At 47.8% G+C, this 17,580-nt stretch carries 14 protein-coding genes; 10 read left to right on the forward strand and 4 right to left on the reverse strand.

Annotation, left to right across the window (positions count from 1 at the left end; translation table 11 throughout):
- The coding region (locus PF479_RS14195; protein WP_298007743.1) for an extracellular solute-binding protein at positions 1–755 on the reverse strand (755 nt) is incomplete at its 3' end.
- Positions 756–952: 197 nt separating this feature from the next.
- On the opposite strand from PF479_RS14195, the gene PF479_RS14200 reads away from it, so the two are divergent.
- Together PF479_RS14200 and PF479_RS14205 are read left to right on the forward strand one after the other, a co-directional pair.
- Positions 953–2,533 carry a glycoside hydrolase family 43 protein gene (locus PF479_RS14200; RefSeq protein WP_298007745.1) on the forward strand — a complete coding sequence of 527 codons (1,581 nt, stop codon included), beginning with the start codon at positions 953–955 and terminating at the stop codon, positions 2,531–2,533.
- Positions 2,534–2,585: 52 nt separating this feature from the next.
- On the forward strand, positions 2,586–3,683 hold the full coding sequence (locus PF479_RS14205; protein ID WP_298007746.1) for a GntR family transcriptional regulator: 1,098 nt from the start codon (positions 2,586–2,588) through the stop codon (positions 3,681–3,683).
- Here PF479_RS14205 and hydA read toward each other — a convergent pair whose 3' ends face one another.
- Positions 3,684–5,045, reverse strand: coding sequence for a dihydropyrimidinase (gene hydA / locus PF479_RS14210; RefSeq protein ID WP_298007748.1), 1,362 nt, complete (start codon positions 5,043–5,045; stop codon positions 3,684–3,686).
- A 154-nt stretch (positions 5,046–5,199) separates the two neighbouring features.
- Here hydA and PF479_RS14215 point away from each other — a divergent pair, with 154 nt between their 5' ends.
- The 8 genes from PF479_RS14215 to PF479_RS14250 all read left to right on the forward strand — a co-directional run bounded on the left by PF479_RS14215 (position 5,200) and on the right by PF479_RS14250 (position 15,117).
- Positions 5,200–7,368 carry a penicillin acylase family protein gene (locus tag PF479_RS14215; protein WP_298007750.1) on the forward strand — a complete coding sequence of 723 codons (2,169 nt, stop codon included), beginning with the start codon at positions 5,200–5,202 and terminating at the stop codon, positions 7,366–7,368.
- Positions 7,369–7,425: 57 nt separating this feature from the next.
- Positions 7,426–8,412, forward strand: a complete 987-nt coding sequence (locus PF479_RS14220) for an aldo/keto reductase (protein ID WP_298007752.1) — start codon at positions 7,426–7,428, stop codon at positions 8,410–8,412.
- 127 nt (positions 8,413–8,539) lie between these two features.
- A complete protein-coding gene (gene rhaS, locus PF479_RS14225) occupies positions 8,540–9,556 on the forward strand; it encodes a rhamnose ABC transporter substrate-binding protein (protein WP_298007754.1) in 1,017 nt (338 codons plus the stop codon).
- Positions 9,557–9,709: 153 nt separating this feature from the next.
- Positions 9,710–11,212 carry a sugar ABC transporter ATP-binding protein gene (locus PF479_RS14230; RefSeq protein WP_298007757.1) on the forward strand — a complete coding sequence of 501 codons (1,503 nt, stop codon included), beginning with the start codon at positions 9,710–9,712 and terminating at the stop codon, positions 11,210–11,212.
- Positions 11,209–12,195 (forward strand): ABC transporter permease, encoded by a 987-nt coding sequence (locus PF479_RS14235; protein WP_298007759.1) that lies wholly within the window; start codon positions 11,209–11,211, stop codon positions 12,193–12,195. Before PF479_RS14230 ends, PF479_RS14235 begins: the two co-directional genes overlap by 4 nt.
- Positions 12,195–13,229 carry an ABC transporter permease gene (locus tag PF479_RS14240; protein WP_298007761.1) on the forward strand — a complete coding sequence of 345 codons (1,035 nt, stop codon included), beginning with the start codon at positions 12,195–12,197 and terminating at the stop codon, positions 13,227–13,229. The genes PF479_RS14235 and PF479_RS14240 overlap by 1 nt, the downstream gene beginning before the upstream one ends.
- A 26-nt stretch (positions 13,230–13,255) precedes the next feature.
- Complete coding sequence (gene rhaM / locus PF479_RS14245) at positions 13,256–13,570, forward strand: L-rhamnose mutarotase (protein WP_298007763.1); 315 nt, start codon at positions 13,256–13,258, stop codon at positions 13,568–13,570.
- A 116-nt stretch (positions 13,571–13,686) separates the two neighbouring features.
- A complete protein-coding gene (locus tag PF479_RS14250) occupies positions 13,687–15,117 on the forward strand; it encodes a LysM peptidoglycan-binding domain-containing protein (RefSeq protein ID WP_298007765.1) in 1,431 nt (476 codons plus the stop codon).
- A 53-nt stretch (positions 15,118–15,170) separates the two neighbouring features.
- On the opposite strand, the gene PF479_RS14255 is transcribed toward PF479_RS14250, so the two are convergent.
- Positions 15,171–16,217 carry an LPP20 family lipoprotein gene (locus tag PF479_RS14255; RefSeq protein WP_298007767.1) on the reverse strand — a complete coding sequence of 349 codons (1,047 nt, stop codon included), beginning with the start codon at positions 16,215–16,217 and terminating at the stop codon, positions 15,171–15,173.
- 12 nt (positions 16,218–16,229) lie between these two features.
- On the reverse strand, positions 16,230–17,580 hold a 1,351-nt coding region (locus tag PF479_RS14260), incomplete at its 5' end, for a hypothetical protein (RefSeq protein WP_298007769.1).

Below are 17,580 nucleotides of genomic sequence, written 5' to 3' on the forward strand. Positions count from 1 at the left end.
GCAATCTGCATATAATCAAAAAAGCCCTGAGGAATAACCAGTTTATTGTCTACAATATAAGGTTTATCTCTGAGGTTGAAGATAAACTGCTGCATATCAGAATAACCGGCAAGCAGGTACTTTTCACCCTTGGTCGTTTCTTTAACTTTTTCACCAAGCTCATAAAACTTGTTCAAATCGCTGGTCCATTTGGAAACTTCAGCAGGATCATCTGTTCCCAGAACATCTTTGGCAATACTTCTTCTATAGAACAGGGCTCCGGGAGTCGCCTGCCAGGAGAGTGCTGTGATTTTGCCATCGGCATTACGGCTGGAGTTGGGAACATAGGGGACCAGGTCTTCAACCAGGGCTTCTGCATTATAGGGAGCATCAGAAATGGGTTCCCAGTAACCGGCATCGATAAACTGTTTATAGAACGCCGCTTCTCCGGTGAATGCATCGGGAGTGGCTGAACGGGAACGGAGGGTTGTATTGATTTTGTTCAGGTAAACTTCATCTGCATTGGGGATGACAACAAATTCAACTTCCAAATTAGGATAAACTTCATTGAACATGGTCACCATGTCAGTCAGTTCATCAGTAAATGACCAGACAACAATCTTTCCCGAATAGTCGGCGGGGGTCATCATTTTTACTTCAGCAGCTTCGGCAGCCTTGGGAGCTTCTTCTTTCTTACAGCCAATAAATGACAGGGAAACGAAGGTAACCATCAGCAGCAGTACAGCAGAACTGAATATTCTCTTTTTTGTGATCATTAAGATCCTCCTTGGTAATTTGTACCTACAGATGTCCTGTAGAACCACAGGGCATTCCCTGCTTTTCTGATATTACACCGTGTTTTGGCACAAGTCAAAGGATTTTTTAGCAATTCATACCTTTTGATTGACAGATTTAGGCACAAGATGCATCATATGGAAGAACAACTATAGCAGTTGGTACCATGGAGACAGGAATGAATAAAATAAATAATCCCATATTACCTGGATTTAATCCGGACCCGTCAATTGTAAGAGTAGAAGACACATATTATATTGCCAACAGCACTTTCCAATGGTTTCCTGGAGTACAAATCCATAAATCCAAAGATCTGGCCAACTGGGAGCTTGTAACGCGGCCCCTGGAAAGCACAAAACTCCTGGACATGAAGGGCATTCCCGATCATGGCGGCATCTGGGCTCCCTGTCTATCCTATTCGGACGGAAGATTCTGGCTGATCTATACAAATGTTCACTCCCTGCGGGGAATTTACAAAGACACACCCAACTATCTGACCACGGCCGAATCCATAGAAGGTCCCTGGTCTGATCCGGTTTATATCAATTCCAGCGGCTTCGATCCCTCCCTGTTTCATGATGATGACGGCAAAAAATACTTTATCAATATGATCTGGGACCATAGGCCTTGGAAAAAGAACTCCTTTTACGGCATTGTCATGCAGGAATACTCTACCGGAGAACAGAAACTGATTGGAACACCCGAATTGATTTTTAAAGGGAGTGATCATAGGTTGGTAGAGGGCCCGCATCTGTATAAAAAAGATGGATTTTATTACCTCTTCTGCGCCGAAGGCGGAACCAGCTACGATCATTGTGAAACCGTAGCCCGCAGCAGAAACATCAACGGCCCCTATGAAATACATCCTCAAAACCCGCTGATCACCGCCAGGGACTATCCAGATTCAATTCTCCAGAAAACCGGACACGGAGATATTGTGCAGACCCCTGGAGGAGAATGGTACTTTGTTCACCTCACCGGCCGCCCCTCTCTCTGCGGAGGATTCTGCGTTCTGGGCCGGGAAACAGCGATTGAAAAAATTGACTGGCCCATGGCAGAGTGGCCCCGGATTGCAACCGGCGGCAACGAACCGGCTCTATCTGTACCTTTACCGAAAGGAAGTCAGGACCTGCAGAAGACCCTTCCACCGGAAGAGAGCTACTCCTTCAATGCTCCCCGCCTGGCACAGCCTTTTCAGACACTCCGTGTCCCCCAGAAGGGCAACATGTCCCTTTCGGCAAGACCGGGGTATCTGAGGATGTATGGAAAAGAGTCACTCAGCAGCCTGATCAATCAGTCTCTGGTCGGACTCAGAGTGGATCATCCTGTTTTCACGGCTTCAACTGTTCTGGAGTTTGATCCCTGGAGCTTCCAGCAGTCTGCGGGCTTGTCCGCATATTACGACACAAGCAGTTACTACTATCTTCATATGTCCTTTGATGAAGAAAGGAAACGGGTCCTTCACCTCCAGACATGCCGGCATAAGCAGTTCGAGTACCCCGTTTATAATATCAATATCCCCGACAGTGGAGCCATTCACCTCAAGGTAGAAATTGATGCTGGGGAACTTCAGTTTTTCTGGTCCCTTCAGGGTAAAGACTGGAATCCAGCCGGACCCCGTTTAAAAACCGATGTCATATCAGATGATTTTGAACAGGACCTCCGTTTCACCGGAGCATTCTGTGCTTTATGCTGTCAGGATTTAGCCGGAACAAACCACCCCGCTGACTTTGAAGGAATGAGCATAAAGAGAGGGTGATATAAGGAAGAGTTTTCTGGTAAGATTGCTTTTCGAAAAGGGTTATATAATAATGAAACCGAAATTTGTACAGGTTAAAAACTATCTCCTCAATCTCTTTGAAAGAGAACAGTTTGTGAATGGCAGGCAGCTTCCCACAGAGTTTGAACTGATGGATGAGCTGGATGTCAGCCGGAATACAATCCGGAAAGCAATCCTGGAATTGGAAAATGAGGGGATTGTCAACCGCAAACACGGGAGTGGGACTTTTTTCACGGCTTTAAAAGAAGAGAAATCCAGCAGTGGCGGTCTTATTGGTCTGGGTAATTTCTATTTTATGGATTACATCTACCCCGAAATCATTCGGGGAATCGAAGATACCTTGTACAAATCAGGATACTCTCTGGTTTTAGCAAACTGCAATCAGGATTACTCCAGGGAGTTAGCATCCATCCAGCGCCTTGTAGACCAGGGTATCAAGGGCCTTATCCTGGAACCCTCCCGGAATTTTCTCCTGGATAAGGAACACCCCATGATGAGACTGCTGGGGTCTTTAAAAATACCAGTTGTAGCCACCCACTGGGGAGGGGCCAATACAGACTTTTCCACTGTCACCATCAACGACAAACAGGCAGGATACCAGGCCGTTAAATATCTGTTGGACAAGGGACATGCAAGAATAGGTATGATATATAAAAATGATGTTCAGGCCGCCTGCTTTCGTTACGACGGTTACTGCCGTGCCATGAAAGAAGCGGGGCTGGAAGTCCTTCCGGAACTGATTGTCTCCTACGATGATCAGGACGAAGCCCGGGATAAAAACCAGGGGTATATCTGTACTGAAGAACTCTTTTATAAATCCGGTAAAAATGTAACAGCCCTGTTTTATTTCAATGACAATATTGCCCTTCAGGGTTACGAAGCTCTGAAAGAGTTGAACCTGAATATCCCTGATGATATTTCAGTCATGGGTTTTGACAATTTCCATCATACCCATCTGGTCAATCCGCCATTAACCACTTTTGAACACCCCAAATACAACCTGGGAAAATGGGCTGCCAAAATTCTGATTGATGAAATTGAGCAGGGAGAACGCATGATGCCTATGGAACTGATTTTTGAACCTGTTCTGATAGAGAGAGAGAGTGTTAAGGATTTAACATTACAATAATCAGGTTCCGGTTCTTGTTTTCAGGAATTGTCCCCGCCCTTTTTCGGCCTTGAACTCACCCTCTTCCACAAGAATATTCCCCCGGCTGATTGTCACAGACGGTCTCCCTTTCAGGATCATTCCGTCATAGGGTGTCCAGCCGGCTGTTTCCTGCAATTCCCCGGGAGTCACAGTCCACTCCACATCAGGATCAAATACCACAATATCCGCGTCTTTGCCGATAGCAATCTCGCCCTTTTCCTTCAATCCGAACAGGGCGGCTGGTGTGGTACAGCAGAGGTCTACCCATTCACTCAGAGAGATGAGTTCTTTACCAACCCCCTCGGAATACAAGGCGGAAAAACGGATTTCCATGGAGGGGACTCCTCCGGGGATTTTATTGAAGGCCGAAAGATCCGCCCCTTTTTCCTCCCGGCAGAAGGGACAGTGGTCTGTAGAGACGGTGTCAAACAGACCGCTTCCCAGAGCCTGCCACAACTCTCGTCTTGAATTGTCACTCCTCAGGGGGGGAGAACAGACGGCCAGAGCTCCTTCAACACCCTCCCGGTCATAAAGATCCCGGGTGAGCAGAAGATACTGGGGGCAGGTTTCTGCCGTCACAGCTACGCCTTTCACCCTGGCTTTGGAGATTTCCTCCACCACCTGAGGACAGGACACATGAAAAATATGGACTCTGGACCCGGCCTGACGGGCGATCTGAATGACCCTGGCAGCAGCCTCAGCTTCAAATTCCTCGGGGCGGCTCCGGGGATGCCAGTGGGGACTGGTGTTTCCTTGAGCCAGATTCTCTTCAATCAGGGCACTGATGATATCCCAGTTTTCGGCATGCACAACGGGCAGACCACCGGCCTTACCCACAGCACTCAGTGCTTTATAAAGCTGATCATCTTTCAAGCGCAGCCCATAAGCCATGTATAGCTTAAAGCTGCCGCATCCTGATTCCATAATGCCGGGTATCTGATCCAATTTGCCCAGATCATCCGGGCCGATGGTCATATGCAGCCCGAAATCTATCACCGAACGGGTCTCGGCCAGAGCCTTGCGGTCTTCCAATGCATCCTTAAAGGTCTGGGAAGATTTTGATTCCACAAAATCGATGATACTGGTGGTTCCCCCAAAGGCCGCGGCTCTTGTTCCAGTATAAAAATCATCGGTAGAGACGTATTGTCCTATGGGCATTTCAAGGTGAACATGAGTATCCACGGCCCCGGGAGTGACCAGTTTGCCCCTGGCATCAATGACTCGTTTCCCCTCCAGATCCTGCCCCAGGGCGGCTATTTTACCATCTTTGATACCCAAATCTCCTTTGGATACCGAAGTAGATGTAACAATGGTTCCTTGAGAGATGACGAGATCAAACATTTTATTATTCCTTCAAATTGGACTGATATTTTCAATTATATTGACTCATAATATAAATCAGATTGATCCGTCATACAAATCCGAATACAAAATTCTGACTCCCCTCATCCATCATCCATGCTATTATATTCTAAAAATAAACAGCAAGGACATTATGATGAAATGGCCCTTTACCATCTGGAGGGATTCCGAAGGGATTCCCCATATCAAAGCCGAGAATATTAACAACCTTTACCAGGGATTGGGATACGCCCACGGAATAGACCGGGGAATGCAGATACTCTTTATGCGCCTTTTGGGGCAGGGCCGGGTCAGCGAATTCCTGGATTCGTCAGAAGCATCCCTGGGAGTTGATAAGTTTTTCCGCAAGATGAATTGGCAGAAAGGGATCTCTCAGGAATTGAATTCTCTCAGCCCTGAAAAACGGAATATCATCGAATCCTACACCCGGGGGATCAATCAGGCTCTGAAAAAGTCATTTCCCTGGGAGTTCAAAGTCCTGGGAGTACCTCATGACCCCTGGAAAGGGGAAGATGTATTCCTTCTGACCCGTATGACAGGTTATCTCACTCTGTCTCAATCCCAGGGAGAAGTGGAAACCCTCTTCCTGGAAATGCTGCAGGCTGGTGTATCAATTGAAAAACTGGAAGCCCTTTTTCCCGGCATTCTGGGGGGGATAGATATAGAACTCCTCAAAAAGGTGACAATTCAGGACCCCGTGGTGAATCCTTCAGACCTCTGGTCTATTGGCGCTCCCCGGCTCAGCGCTTCCAACAGCTGGGTCATTTCCGGAGACATGTCAGCATCAGCCGCGCCCCTTCTCTCCAATGACCCCCATCTGGAAGTGAACCGGCTTCCCAATGTCTGGTATGAAGCTGTCATGGAAACAGAGGAACGCTGGGCCATGGGGGCGACCATGCCGGGTCTGCCGGGAATCCTGGTAGGACGTACGGAAGATCTATCCTGGGGGGCCACCTACACCTTTATGGATGCGGAAGATTCCTGGATCGAACAGTGCCGGAATGGAGAGTTTTTCAGAGAAGAAACAGGCTGGCTGCCATTTAAAGTACGGAAAGAGATAATTAAGAGGAAGAAAAAAGAAGACCATACAGAATTTTATTATGAAAATGACCATGGAGTTCTGGGGGGAGATCCATCGGGAGAAGAACAGTATCTGAAGTCAACACGCTGGTCCGGGCAGGATGCGGGATCCGAGTCCATGGATGCAGTACTGGGAATCTGGAATGCCAGGACTGTGGCAGAAGGCATGGACTGCATCGGTCCGGCGGTGATCTCTTTCAACTGGATTTTCGCAGATAACAAGGGGGGCATCGGCTATCAGATGTCTGGAAAACTACCCAAACGGAAAAATGGAACCAGCGGATTTGTCCCCCTGGCAGGATGGAAAAAAGAAAATGACTGGCAGGGGTACGTTTCATACAAGGACCTGCCACGGCAGCTTAATCCTGACTGCGGTTATATTGTCACCGCCAACAATGACCTGAACCACTGGGGAAAAAGCAGTCCTATCAATATGCCCATGGGAGATTACAGAGCCCGACGGATTGAATCTCTACTGAAGGGCCGGAAAGGCCTGAACAACGGGGATATGATAAAGATTCAGAACGACCTCTACTCTCTGGAAGCCGAAGAGTTTATGGCCCTGCTGAAGCCTCTGCTACCCGACTCGGCGAATGGAAAGATTCTAAAAAATTGGGACTTTACCTATGGGGAAGAGTCAAAAGCAGCCTTCCTGTTTGAAATTTTCCTCAAGAAACTCTATACTATGGTGTTCGGGAAAGACGGATTGGGAGAGGCGGCAGAAAGGTTCCTCAGAAACGAAACAGGAATCTACATCGACTTCTTCAGGAATTTCAACCAGGTCCTTCTGTCTGAAGACAGTCCCTGGTTCAACGGCTTATCCAGAGAAAAGATTTTTAGGAAAGCTTATGAAAAAGCGGATAAAGTCTCAGCAGAAGCATGGGGGAAAACGAGAGGATTCACCATGAGTCATATCATCCTGGGAGGTCAGCTGCCTGAATTTTTAGGATTTGATCATGGTCCCCTGCAGCTCCCCGGCGGACGTGCTACGGTCAGACAGGGGCAGATCTACAGAAGTGCCGGCAGGATCACCACCTTTGCCCCCTCCCTGCGAATTATTGCCGACATGAAAACTCAGGTTTTAAGCAGTAATCTGGCAGGGGGAGCTTCTGACAGACGATTTTCTCCCTGGTATAAAAACAGGATAGACGGCTGGATAAAGAACAGCAGCACCCTTATGACAACAGAAAAAGATTACAGGGGAAAAAAGAGGAGATTCTGAGTCCTTTTCTTTCTGATCAAAGAAAACCATACTGTAAAAGCATAGAAGGAGATAAATATGAACAAAAGAACACTAGGTAAAACAGGATTTAAAATTAGTGAGATAGGGCTGGGAACCTGGCAGCTGGGCGGCCGCTGGGGCGAGGATTACAAAGAGGAATCGGCTCAGGGCATTTTAGAATCGGCCATTGATAAGGGAATCAGTTTTATTGATACGGCAGATGCATACAACGATGGCAGAAGTGAAGAGTCAATCGGCACCTTTCTGAAGAACCAGTCCCAGAGGGTTGTTGTGGCTACCAAATGCGGCAGGAAGATCTCACCTCATAACAACGAAGGCTATACTCCTGAGGTCCTGACCCGCTTCGTGGAAGACTCCCTCAAGCGCATGAACCTGGAAACCCTGGACCTCATCCAGCTTCACTGCCCCCCCCAGCAGGTTTACTATCGCCCTGAAATATTTGAGACCTTTGACAAGCTCAAAAAGCAGGGAAAGATACTCAACCTGGGGGTCAGTGTGGAAAAGATTGAAGAAGCGTCCAAGGCTCTGGAATTCCCGAATGTAACAACCATTCAGATCATATTCAACATGTTCCGTATGCGCCCCCTGGATTGGTTCTTCGATCTGGCGGCCAAAAGGAACGTGGGCATTATTGTCCGTGTTCCCCTGGCAAGCGGACTCCTCTCGGGTAAGTTCAACCGCCAGTCCAGCTTTTCTGCCGGGGACCACAGGAACTTCAACCGTGAGGGCCAGGCCTTTGACAAGGGTGAGACATTTTCGGGTGTTCCCTATGAGCTGGGACTGGATGCTGTAGACAGGCTGAAGGCCCTTTTTGGTCAGGATGTCCCCCTGGCACAGATCGCCCTGCGCTGGATTCTGATGCATCCCCAGGTCAGCTGTGTCATACCTGGAGCGTCAAGCCGGGAGCAGCTGGAATCCAATGCAGCGGCATCATCCCTTCCGCCTCTGACCGGCCCCCAGATGCAGGGGGTACGGAAGATCTACGATGATCTTATTAGAAATCAAGTCCACCAACTCTGGTAGGAGGGTTTTCAATTAGCCCTGAAGACAAAGTGTAGAATATCGGACTCTTTTGTAGTTTTTAGGACTAACCGCCATTTGAAAACCGGTGATAAACTGAATTAAGTACAGATTATAAAGGAGTTTTCCAATGAGAAACAAATCTATTCTTATCGTTTTGATTCTTGCTCTTATGACCACTATGGCTTTCGCTGCAGGTCAGAAAGAAGCAGCGACTTCCCAGGATTTGAAAATTGTTCTTCTGGTCAAAAGTCTTGGTAACGGTTTTTTTGAAGCCGTAGCAGACGGTGGAGTTGAAGCGGCCAAAGAACTCGGCAACGTCGAATCCATCTACATGGGTCCCAGTTCTGCAACAGCAGAAGGCCAGATCGAAATCATCGAAACCTTGATTGCTCAGAAAGTGGACGGTATTGCCATTTCAGCCAATGACCCCGACGCTCTGGTTCCTGTTTGTAAAAAAGCAATGAAAGCCGGTATCCGGGTCATCTCTTTTGACTCGAATGTATCCGCCGGTGGTAGAGAAGTGGCTCTGGCACCTTCTGATTCCAAGCTTATCGGTACACAGCAGGTACGCCTTATCGGTGAACTCATCGATTTCAAGGGTCAGATTGCCGTTCTTTCTGCAACAGCTCAGGCTACCAATCAGAATGAGTGGATCGGTTTTATGTATGAAGCCATGAAAGATCCCGCCTACAAAGATATGGAAATCGTAGAAGTTGTATACGGTGACGACGCAGCAGACAAGAGCTACAGAGAAGCTGTTGGCCTCTTTGAAAAATATCCCGACCTGAAAGGTATCATTTCTCCCACAACAGTAGGTATTCTGTCTGCTTCCAAAGCCATCGAAGACGAAGGTAAGAAAGGAAAAGTACAGATCACCGGTTTGGGTCTTCCTTCAGAAATGCAGCACTACATCGAAAACGGAACCTGTGGACAGATGGCTCTCTGGAATCCGGTAGACCTCGGTTATTCAGCAACCTATATCCTGGCCAGATTGATTTCCGGTGATGTAGCTGGAAAAGCCGGCGACAAGATTGATGCCGGTAAAATGGGCACCATCGTTATCGGTGAGGGTGGAAACTCCATCATGGGTGAACCCTTTGTATTCAACAAAGATAACATTGCCGACTTTGCCTCGATCTTCTAGATCACACCCTTCATAAAGATTCTTTAAACCCGGGAGGTTTCGGCTTCCCGGGTATTTCAAAAAAAATATAAAATATGGTCAGTTCATCTGATTTAAGAGTTCTTCTGAACACATTCAGATCTGTTGGGAAGACCCCTTAAGGAGAGTCCTGTTTTGAGTAAAACAATACTGCAATTAAAAGATATTGCCAAATATTTCCCAGGGATCAAGGCTCTGGACAACGTGGATTTCACCATTCGTACCGGAGAAGTCCATGCCCTCATCGGTGAAAACGGTGCGGGAAAATCAACACTGGTCAAGATCATGACCGGTGTGTATCAGCCCACAAAAGGGAAAATACTGATGGAGAACGGTGAGGTTCAATTTAAAAACTCCCACGACGCCCAGGCTGCCGGAGTTGTTGCCATCCATCAGGAAGCCTCCATGTTCTCAGAGCTTACCGTCACTGAAAACATATTCATGGGACATCATATCAGAAAAAAGATGGGAACCCTCGACTGGAAAGCCATGAGGGAACATACTCAGAATCTTCTGGGTCAGATGGAACTGGATATCAATCCGGACACTTTGATCAAAAATCTGGGAACCGCTCAGAGGCATATGGTAGAGATTGCCAAGGCCCTGTCTGTCGATGCTCAGCTGGTCATCATGGACGAACCCACCTCAGCCCTGTCTCTCAAGGAAGTGGATGAACTTTATAAGATCATCCGGCAGTTGAAAGCCCAGGGAAAAGCCATCGTATTCATTTCTCATAAATTTGATGAGATATTTTCCATCTGCGACTACTTCACAGTCTTTCGGGACGGCCAGTATATCGGAGAAGGAGAGATTGCCAAGTCCAACCTGGACAGTATCGTCAAGATGATGGTGGGACGATCCCTGAGCCAGATGTTTCCCAAAAAGGAAGCGATTATCGTCAAAGCTATTCTGGAAGTCAAAAATCTGTCCCTTCCGGGATACTTCAAGGACGTGTCATTTACCTTGTACAAGGGAGAGATTCTGGGCTTCTTCGGACTGGTCGGTGCAGGCCGGTCTGAGGTGATGAGAACGATCTTCGGAATTGATAAAAAGTCAGAGGGCACCATCTTGCTGAATGGGCAGGAGATTTCTATAGCATCACCCCGGATAGCCATGAGGCATGGAATTGCCTACGTCCCCGAAGACCGACAGCAGCAGGGAGCTATCCTTGAGATGAGTCTGACCAAGAATATAACCCTGCCCCAGATTGACAGCTTGAGTACCTTTGGCATCCTTAATAGCAAATCAGAAAAAGGAATCACCGAAGAGTTTGGAAACAAAATGGAGATCAAGGCCGCCAACTGGAAGGTCAATGCGGATACCCTCTCCGGTGGGAACCAGCAGAAAGTCGTCCTGGCCAAATGGCTGGCCACTCATCCAAAGATTCTCATTCTGGATGAACCGACCAAAGGGATCGATGTGTCCACCAAAGCAGCGGTCCACGAATTTGTCTCCGAAATGGCCTCACAAGGGCTTGCAGTCATAATGGTTTCCTCGGAAATGCCCGAAATCCTCGGCATGGCCGACAGAACCGTAGTCATGCATGAAGGCCGGGTAGCTAAAATACTGAGCAGAAAAGATGCTGATAGCGATAACATCATTCTGGCAGCAACGGGCCATGAAGAAGGGACTTTATGAAAAACAAGTTAGAAAAAATATTACAAAACAGAGAATTGAATCTGGTCTTTTTGATCCTGATACTCCTGGTTGTTGTCACAATGCGGGCTCCCGACTTTCTGGAACTCAAAAATGTGGAACGGATCGTCAATGATACGGCCATTTTAATTATGGTAGCCTCCGGTCAGTTCCTGGTGATCCTCACAGGAGGAATTGATCTTTCTGTGGGGGCCATCATTGCTTTTTCCGGAATGGCCGCCTCCATGGTGAATCAATACAATCCGGAAATGCCCGTATCCTTAATACTCCTTTTTGGCATTCTTGTGGGAACTGCCCTGGGAGCCTTTAATGGTGCCTGTGTGGCATATGGAAAGATCCCTCCGGTCATCACCACCCTGGGCACCATGAGTATTTTCAGGGGATTAACCTTCACAATGAGCAATGGCCAATGGGTCACTGCCCATGAAATGACCAACGCCTACATGGACATTCCCAAGGGAAGAATGCTCCTTATTCCCAATTTAACGGTCTGGGCCATCCTGATTTTTATCATTATGTTCTACTTTATCCGCTTCACACGGCATGGCCGGGAAATCTATGCTATCGGCGGGAATAAAATAGCCGCCCATTTTGTGGGTGTCAGCGAAAAGAAAGTCAGCTTTATGGTTTTCACAATACTGGGAGCCCTCTGCGGAGTGGCCGGGGTCATGTGGACCGCTCGATATGCCGCCGCAGTCAACGAAACAGCCGCTGGATTCGAACTGCAGACAATCGCAGCCTGTGTTCTGGGCGGGGTCAGCATGGCCGGAGGTTCAGGGGCGCTCACTGGTGTTGTCCTGGGGGCCCTTTTCCTTGGCATCATCAACAATGCCCTGCCCGTTGTTAACCTATCGCCCTTCTACCAGATGGCTATTCAGGGATTTGTCGTACTGGCCGCCATCGTGGCCAATGTTCTGATGGAACAGAGAAATGAGAAAAAGATACTCAGCGGGAGAAGGCAGTAATGAGCAAGAAACTGGAAAATGTCAACCAGACACGATTAATCAATGATTCAGGCCTTCTGGATAAAATCATTGAAAATGCCACAAAATGGGAATTCATACTGGTTTTTCTCTTTGTAGGAGTCATCATCTTCTTTTCTAATGCCAGCCCCTACTTTCTGGACTATTTCAATATGATGAATACAACCTTCAATTTTATGGAAAAGGCGATAATGGCGCTGCCCATGATTTTCGCCATCATGTGCGGGGATATCGATATATCCATCGCCTCGACCCTGGCACTATCCTCTTTTGCCATGGGCCTGGCCTCTTCCATGGGTGCGGGAACTCCCGAAATTGTGGCCATTGGATTGAGTGTGGGAGTCGCCGCAGGTGTTTTCAATGGACTCCTGGTCACAGGATTAAAGATTCCCGCCATCGCCGTAACCCTGGGAAGCCAGTCTCTATTCAGAGGAATATCTCAGGCCTTTCTGGAAGATCAGGCCTTCACCGATTACCCCGAGAGTTTCGGATATTTTGGACAGGGCTATGCCGGAGACAGTCTGATTCCTTTTGAGCTGGTCCTCTTTCTTGTCCTGGCGCTTATCATGGGATTCATCCTTCATAAGACAAGCTATGGACGAAAGGTCTATGCCATCGGGAACAGCAGTACCGCCGCAAGATTCTCCGGAGTCCCGGTGAATCGCATCCGATTTACCAATCTGGTCCTGAACGGCCTTTTTGCCGGGATTGCAGCCGTGTTGCTGACATCCCGTATCGGCAGCACACGGCCGAATATCGCCGTAGGCTGGGACATGGAAGCCATTACCCTAGTTGTTTTGGGAGGAGTTTCCATCAGCGGAGGAAAAGGCAACATTTTCGGTGTCATTGTCGCTGTATTTTTGCTGGGCTACCTGAAGTTCGGCATGGGACTCTTAAATTTTTCGGCAAAATCGATGATTATCACAACAGGATTTCTCCTGATCGGTGCCGTGTTGATTCCGGAATTGCTGAACAGACTCAAGGCAAAACAGAAATTGATGAAGCAGCAGGCCTGATCAAGACAGGATGATAAGGATTTAGAATGAAACGACTGGCCTTCAAAATGAAACTTAAACCCGGATGTGCAGAAGAATACAAGAAACGCCACAACAATCTCTGGCCTGAACTGGCAGAGCTTCTCAAAAGCAGCGGCGTCTCGGACTATTCCATCTTTCTGGATGAAGAAACAAATATCCTGTTTGCAGTTCAGAAGATAGAAGCAGAGGGGGGGTCCCAGGATTTAGGAGAAAACCCCATTGTCAAAAATTGGTGGGCCCACATGGCAGACATTATGGTAACAAATCCTGACAATTCTCCCCTGACAATTCCCCTTCGGGAACTGTTTTATCTGGAATAAAGAACAAAAAATCTACTATTAATCAATAATTAAGGGAAGTTCAGCCCTAAAGCGGGGCTTCCCTTTGACTCGGCAATTCCTCCGTGGTAGAATTAAGGTTTGAGAGGAGAGACCGCATGAACAAGAAAATCCTGTTTACTTTATTATTTCTTTCTCTGTTTATAGTTTTATCATGTAAAACAGCCCCGGAACCCGTAGAGGAACCGGTTGAAGAAGCCGTCCCCGAAGAAGTGATAGAAGAACCTGTTGTCGAGAGCGGCCAGACTCAAACCCCCGTTGTAGAAGTGAAACCTGAACCACCAAAAGTGAATCCTGTTTCCCGGGAAGAGATAGCCCTGGCCCGTCAGGCCCTGGAGCGTGCGGAAATGGTCGACGCCTCACGATTTGCCCCCGAATTGATGGCCGAGGGATATTCAGACCTTAAAAAAGCCATGGATCTGGCTGAAAGTGACCCCGATGCCGCCCGTCTTCTCCTGGCAGGAGTCAAGGAAAAAGCGGACAAAGCCTTTGATATGGGCAGGAATGGCCTGAAAGTCGAAGCCCTTGCCGCCCTGGATTCAATGAAGACCAAACTGCTTGCAATCAACGCCGATAAATACAGTCCCGAGCCCTATGGGCAGGTCCTGGATCAGTTTGCTTTGACTAGAAAGGAAATTGAGGCTGAAAATCTGATAGAAGCCAGAAAGGCTATGGCTCTTTCCAAAACCAAAGCCAACAACTTGTATAAGATCCTGGATGAAAATATCCGCTGGATCGGTATTCTAGAAAGAGACAGCAAAGCGTACCTGAGTGATGCAGAAGCCGAAGAAGCCTATCTCTGGGCGGATGAAGAGTTCAACCAGGCCGGATTTCTGCTCTCCCAGGGAATGATTCAATTCCGTCAATATGACCTGAAAGGCAGCGAAAGCACCCTGAAAGAAGCAAAATTCAGAGCCAAAAACACCCTGTACCTCACAAGAGTACGAAAACAGCAGGCAGATAACGACGCCCGTCTGATGCAGATCCAGATGGAACTTGAAGAAGCGTCTACACTGATGATTCAAACCGAAACCGGCGCTATTAAAGAAGCCAGCCCCTGGTCCGGCAGCGATTACCTGGATAAGAACCCCCTTCTGGATGCAAAGACCGAAGACTACGAAGCCGAGGATTCGGAGCTCATCGAATACGACCTGACAAAGGTCATCGAAGAGGAAGAAGAGGAAATAGTCTCCTCCAGTGACGGTGTCTCCACCCTGCTTGAAAAGGCTAAAGACCTATGGCAGCAGGCCATTGCCGAGAGAAATGCCGGTAATTACGGCAAATCTAAAGAACTGCTGACACAGGCTGAGGCTTATATCCGGGCTTACAAGGCCAATGCCGTGGGCAAGACCTACACCGTCGTCTATAGAAAAGAGAAAACAGACTGCCTGTGGAGAATTGCCGAGTTTAAAGAGATCTATAACGATCCTTTCCTCTGGCCCAAGATCTGGCAGAGGAATCAGAAAGCCATCCCCAACCCTGATCTGATCTATCCCGGACAGGTGCTGATCATCCCGCCTGTGGAATAAACCAAAAAAAACCCTGACAAATTGCGTCAGGGTTTTTTTCTTCTTAAATGCTTTTAATTACCCGCATAACTGTCAAAATAGGACTCCAGAGCTCCGATAAACTTCTTCTGCATCATTTCTTCCATGGACCGGTAAGCTCTGGCCTCAGCCTCGTCCAGGGAAATGGCGGTTTCCCGTTGTTTCTCTTCCATGGTAACAACAACTTCTCCCTTTTCATTGCGCATCTCCAGAAAAAGATTCCACCGGAGATTCTTGTAGTCATTATTCAGAGTGACCTCTTCCATGGAGATCCGACCGCGAACAGAGAGGGGAGCAGATTCATCAAAGACAGAGAAGCCCCTATCCGTTAAAACCTGAGAAACAACAGCAGCGACTTTTCCTTTTTCATCACCCTCCAGAGCGATTGTATAGACCATATCTTCCGCCGTATCGGCATGAAGGGATCCGAGTTCTTCTGGATTGTAGGGAAGCATCACGGCACGGGCAAAGGGCTGGTATATGATCTCCAGCTGCTCCCGGAGAGACTGGATTTCGCTGTCCATCACACGGGCTGCATCCAGAAAGCCATAACGCCGGATGAGATCGCTCTGACCGGCTGATTTCCGGATAAACAGATCCGTACGATTGGCGTCATTATCAATCCTCTGCCTATAGATATTGGCGGTTTCCATCCGGTCAATATAAGCCACCACATAGACCCGGCCCTCATCGTTGGTCCAGGATTCGCCGAAGTGTACATTTATCAGAGTCTCATCCGAAAGCTGTGTGATCGACTCGTCTGCGGTGGTTTCCATTTGAGATTCCAGGATGGTCTTACCATCGGAAAGATCCTTATACCGGGTGCTGACGGTGCTGTCTACCTGAATTGTGGTTTTAAAGATGCGGGCCAATGAAGCTTGACCATTCTGCTTGGAACTCTTGAGAGATGAGCCCTCACCAATTTCCACCAGATATTTATCATTGGGATACACACTATGTTTGTCGTCAACCCAGCCTGGTTTTCTTTTACCACCGCCATTCGATTTTACTGACCCTCCTGTAGCACAGGAAACCAGCAGTCCCGCTAACAACACTGCTGCTATGATCTTTTTGGATTTCATTCTATCCTCTCCTTATTCCAATACGAAAGATTCAACAAGATTCAGTTCTTCAGTCTGCAAATTCATGACACCCCGGTTATCTCTGAAAATCAGGGTGCTGTCTTTGTAATATTCCACCATGACGGCATGTTCCCCCGGCGGAATCATTATATCCAAAGTGTAGGCAAAGGCGGGAAAGTACTGAGAAGTACGGAGATCCGCATTTTCCGTGGCATCCACTGCCACATCGGCGGCGAATCCCAGAAGCATTCCTGCCACCATACCCCCCATATCACCACCCAGGGCATCCTTGGCAGCCTGTTTGCCCGATTCTTTTAAAATTCCCTTGGCTACGGTTCTCAATATGGATCGACCGATAACCAGGGGCTGTTTAATCAGGAATATTTCTTTTGAAATATCTTCCATCTTTTCAAAAATCGGAATCTCTCTGACAGGAACTCCATCAATGAGGAGCACAATCCTGTTGACCTGACTGCCCATCAGATCCATCCGGGGGTATTCAAATTTAAAATGATAACCCCCTTCTACACCGGGCATGACCAGAAAATTAAACCCCACATTGGATTTAATATATTCTTCACTCTGGCTGACAGAATTGATGACAACGATCCCCGGCAATGTGGTGAGGTAAAAGGTTTCTGCCAGTTTGCGGGGAGAGATACCGGAAAAAGCGATGACACTCAAATGAGCCATATCCTGATTCAGGACCGTGTCCGGTAGTTCGGGAAGAGAGAAATCATAGAGCTGCTTCTGATTGTTAAAAGCCTGTACAATGTTCTCTTTCTCGATGCGGGCACTGTCCGGGCTTTTTTCATAGCGGTACAGTAGAAGACCCAGATAACGGGCCAGGGCGTCATTATAAAAACGTGTGGCCATGGGTTCGATTTCCCCGTCGGCCTCTTCAGACTGGTTATACTCGTTAATGAGTTTTCTGTACTTATCTTCCAGAAGGTTCAGTTTTATATGAACTCTCCGGATCTCCACCAGAGCAGACTCGGGGTCACCCAGTGCAATGTAATTCAGACCTTTAAAGATATTCAGATAGATATCTTCGTAATCCTCTCCCTTATAATCAAGTGCATTGTCATTCAAGACTCCCGATGTGAGAATTTTAGAGACACTTTTGGTATATAGCTCTTCTATGCCCCGTTCAGCTTCGCTGAGGGCGGCATTACTCTTCTCATACTCACCTGCATAATGGTAGAGCATTCCCACATCGAGATAATAAAGGACCCGGTCCTTCTCTTTATAGGTTTCCTCCTTATACCCCTCAATGACGGCGCTTGCACCGGCAAAGTCTCTCCTGGCTAGATACTCATTGGCCTCCACATACTGATACTGGTAGGTCTGAGTACTGGCGCAG

The sequence above is a fragment of the Oceanispirochaeta sp. genome (assembly GCF_027859075.1).
GTDB lineage: Bacteria > Spirochaetota > Spirochaetia > DSM-2461 > DSM-2461 > Oceanispirochaeta.

Bases quoted from the DNA above. Each gene is read 5' to 3' on its own strand.
- PF479_RS14200 (WP_298007745.1), top strand. From the start codon at position 953: ATGAATAAAATAAATAATCCCATATTACCTGGATTTAATCCGGACCCG.
- PF479_RS14205 (WP_298007746.1), top strand. From the start codon at position 2,586: ATGAAACCGAAATTTGTACAGGTTAAAAACTATCTCCTCAATCTCTTT.
- hydA (WP_298007748.1), bottom strand. From the start codon at position 5,045: ATGTTTGATCTCGTCATCTCTCAAGGAACCATTGTTACATCTACTTCG.
- PF479_RS14215 (WP_298007750.1), top strand. From the start codon at position 5,200: ATGATGAAATGGCCCTTTACCATCTGGAGGGATTCCGAAGGGATTCCC.
- PF479_RS14220 (WP_298007752.1), top strand. From the start codon at position 7,426: ATGAACAAAAGAACACTAGGTAAAACAGGATTTAAAATTAGTGAGATA.
- rhaS (WP_298007754.1), top strand. From the start codon at position 8,540: ATGAGAAACAAATCTATTCTTATCGTTTTGATTCTTGCTCTTATGACC.
- PF479_RS14235 (WP_298007759.1), top strand. From the start codon at position 11,209: ATGAAAAACAAGTTAGAAAAAATATTACAAAACAGAGAATTGAATCTG.
- PF479_RS14240 (WP_298007761.1), top strand. From the start codon at position 12,195: ATGAGCAAGAAACTGGAAAATGTCAACCAGACACGATTAATCAATGAT.
- rhaM (WP_298007763.1), top strand. From the start codon at position 13,256: ATGAAACGACTGGCCTTCAAAATGAAACTTAAACCCGGATGTGCAGAA.
- PF479_RS14250 (WP_298007765.1), top strand. From the start codon at position 13,687: ATGAACAAGAAAATCCTGTTTACTTTATTATTTCTTTCTCTGTTTATA.
- PF479_RS14255 (WP_298007767.1), bottom strand. From the start codon at position 16,217: ATGAAATCCAAAAAGATCATAGCAGCAGTGTTGTTAGCGGGACTGCTG.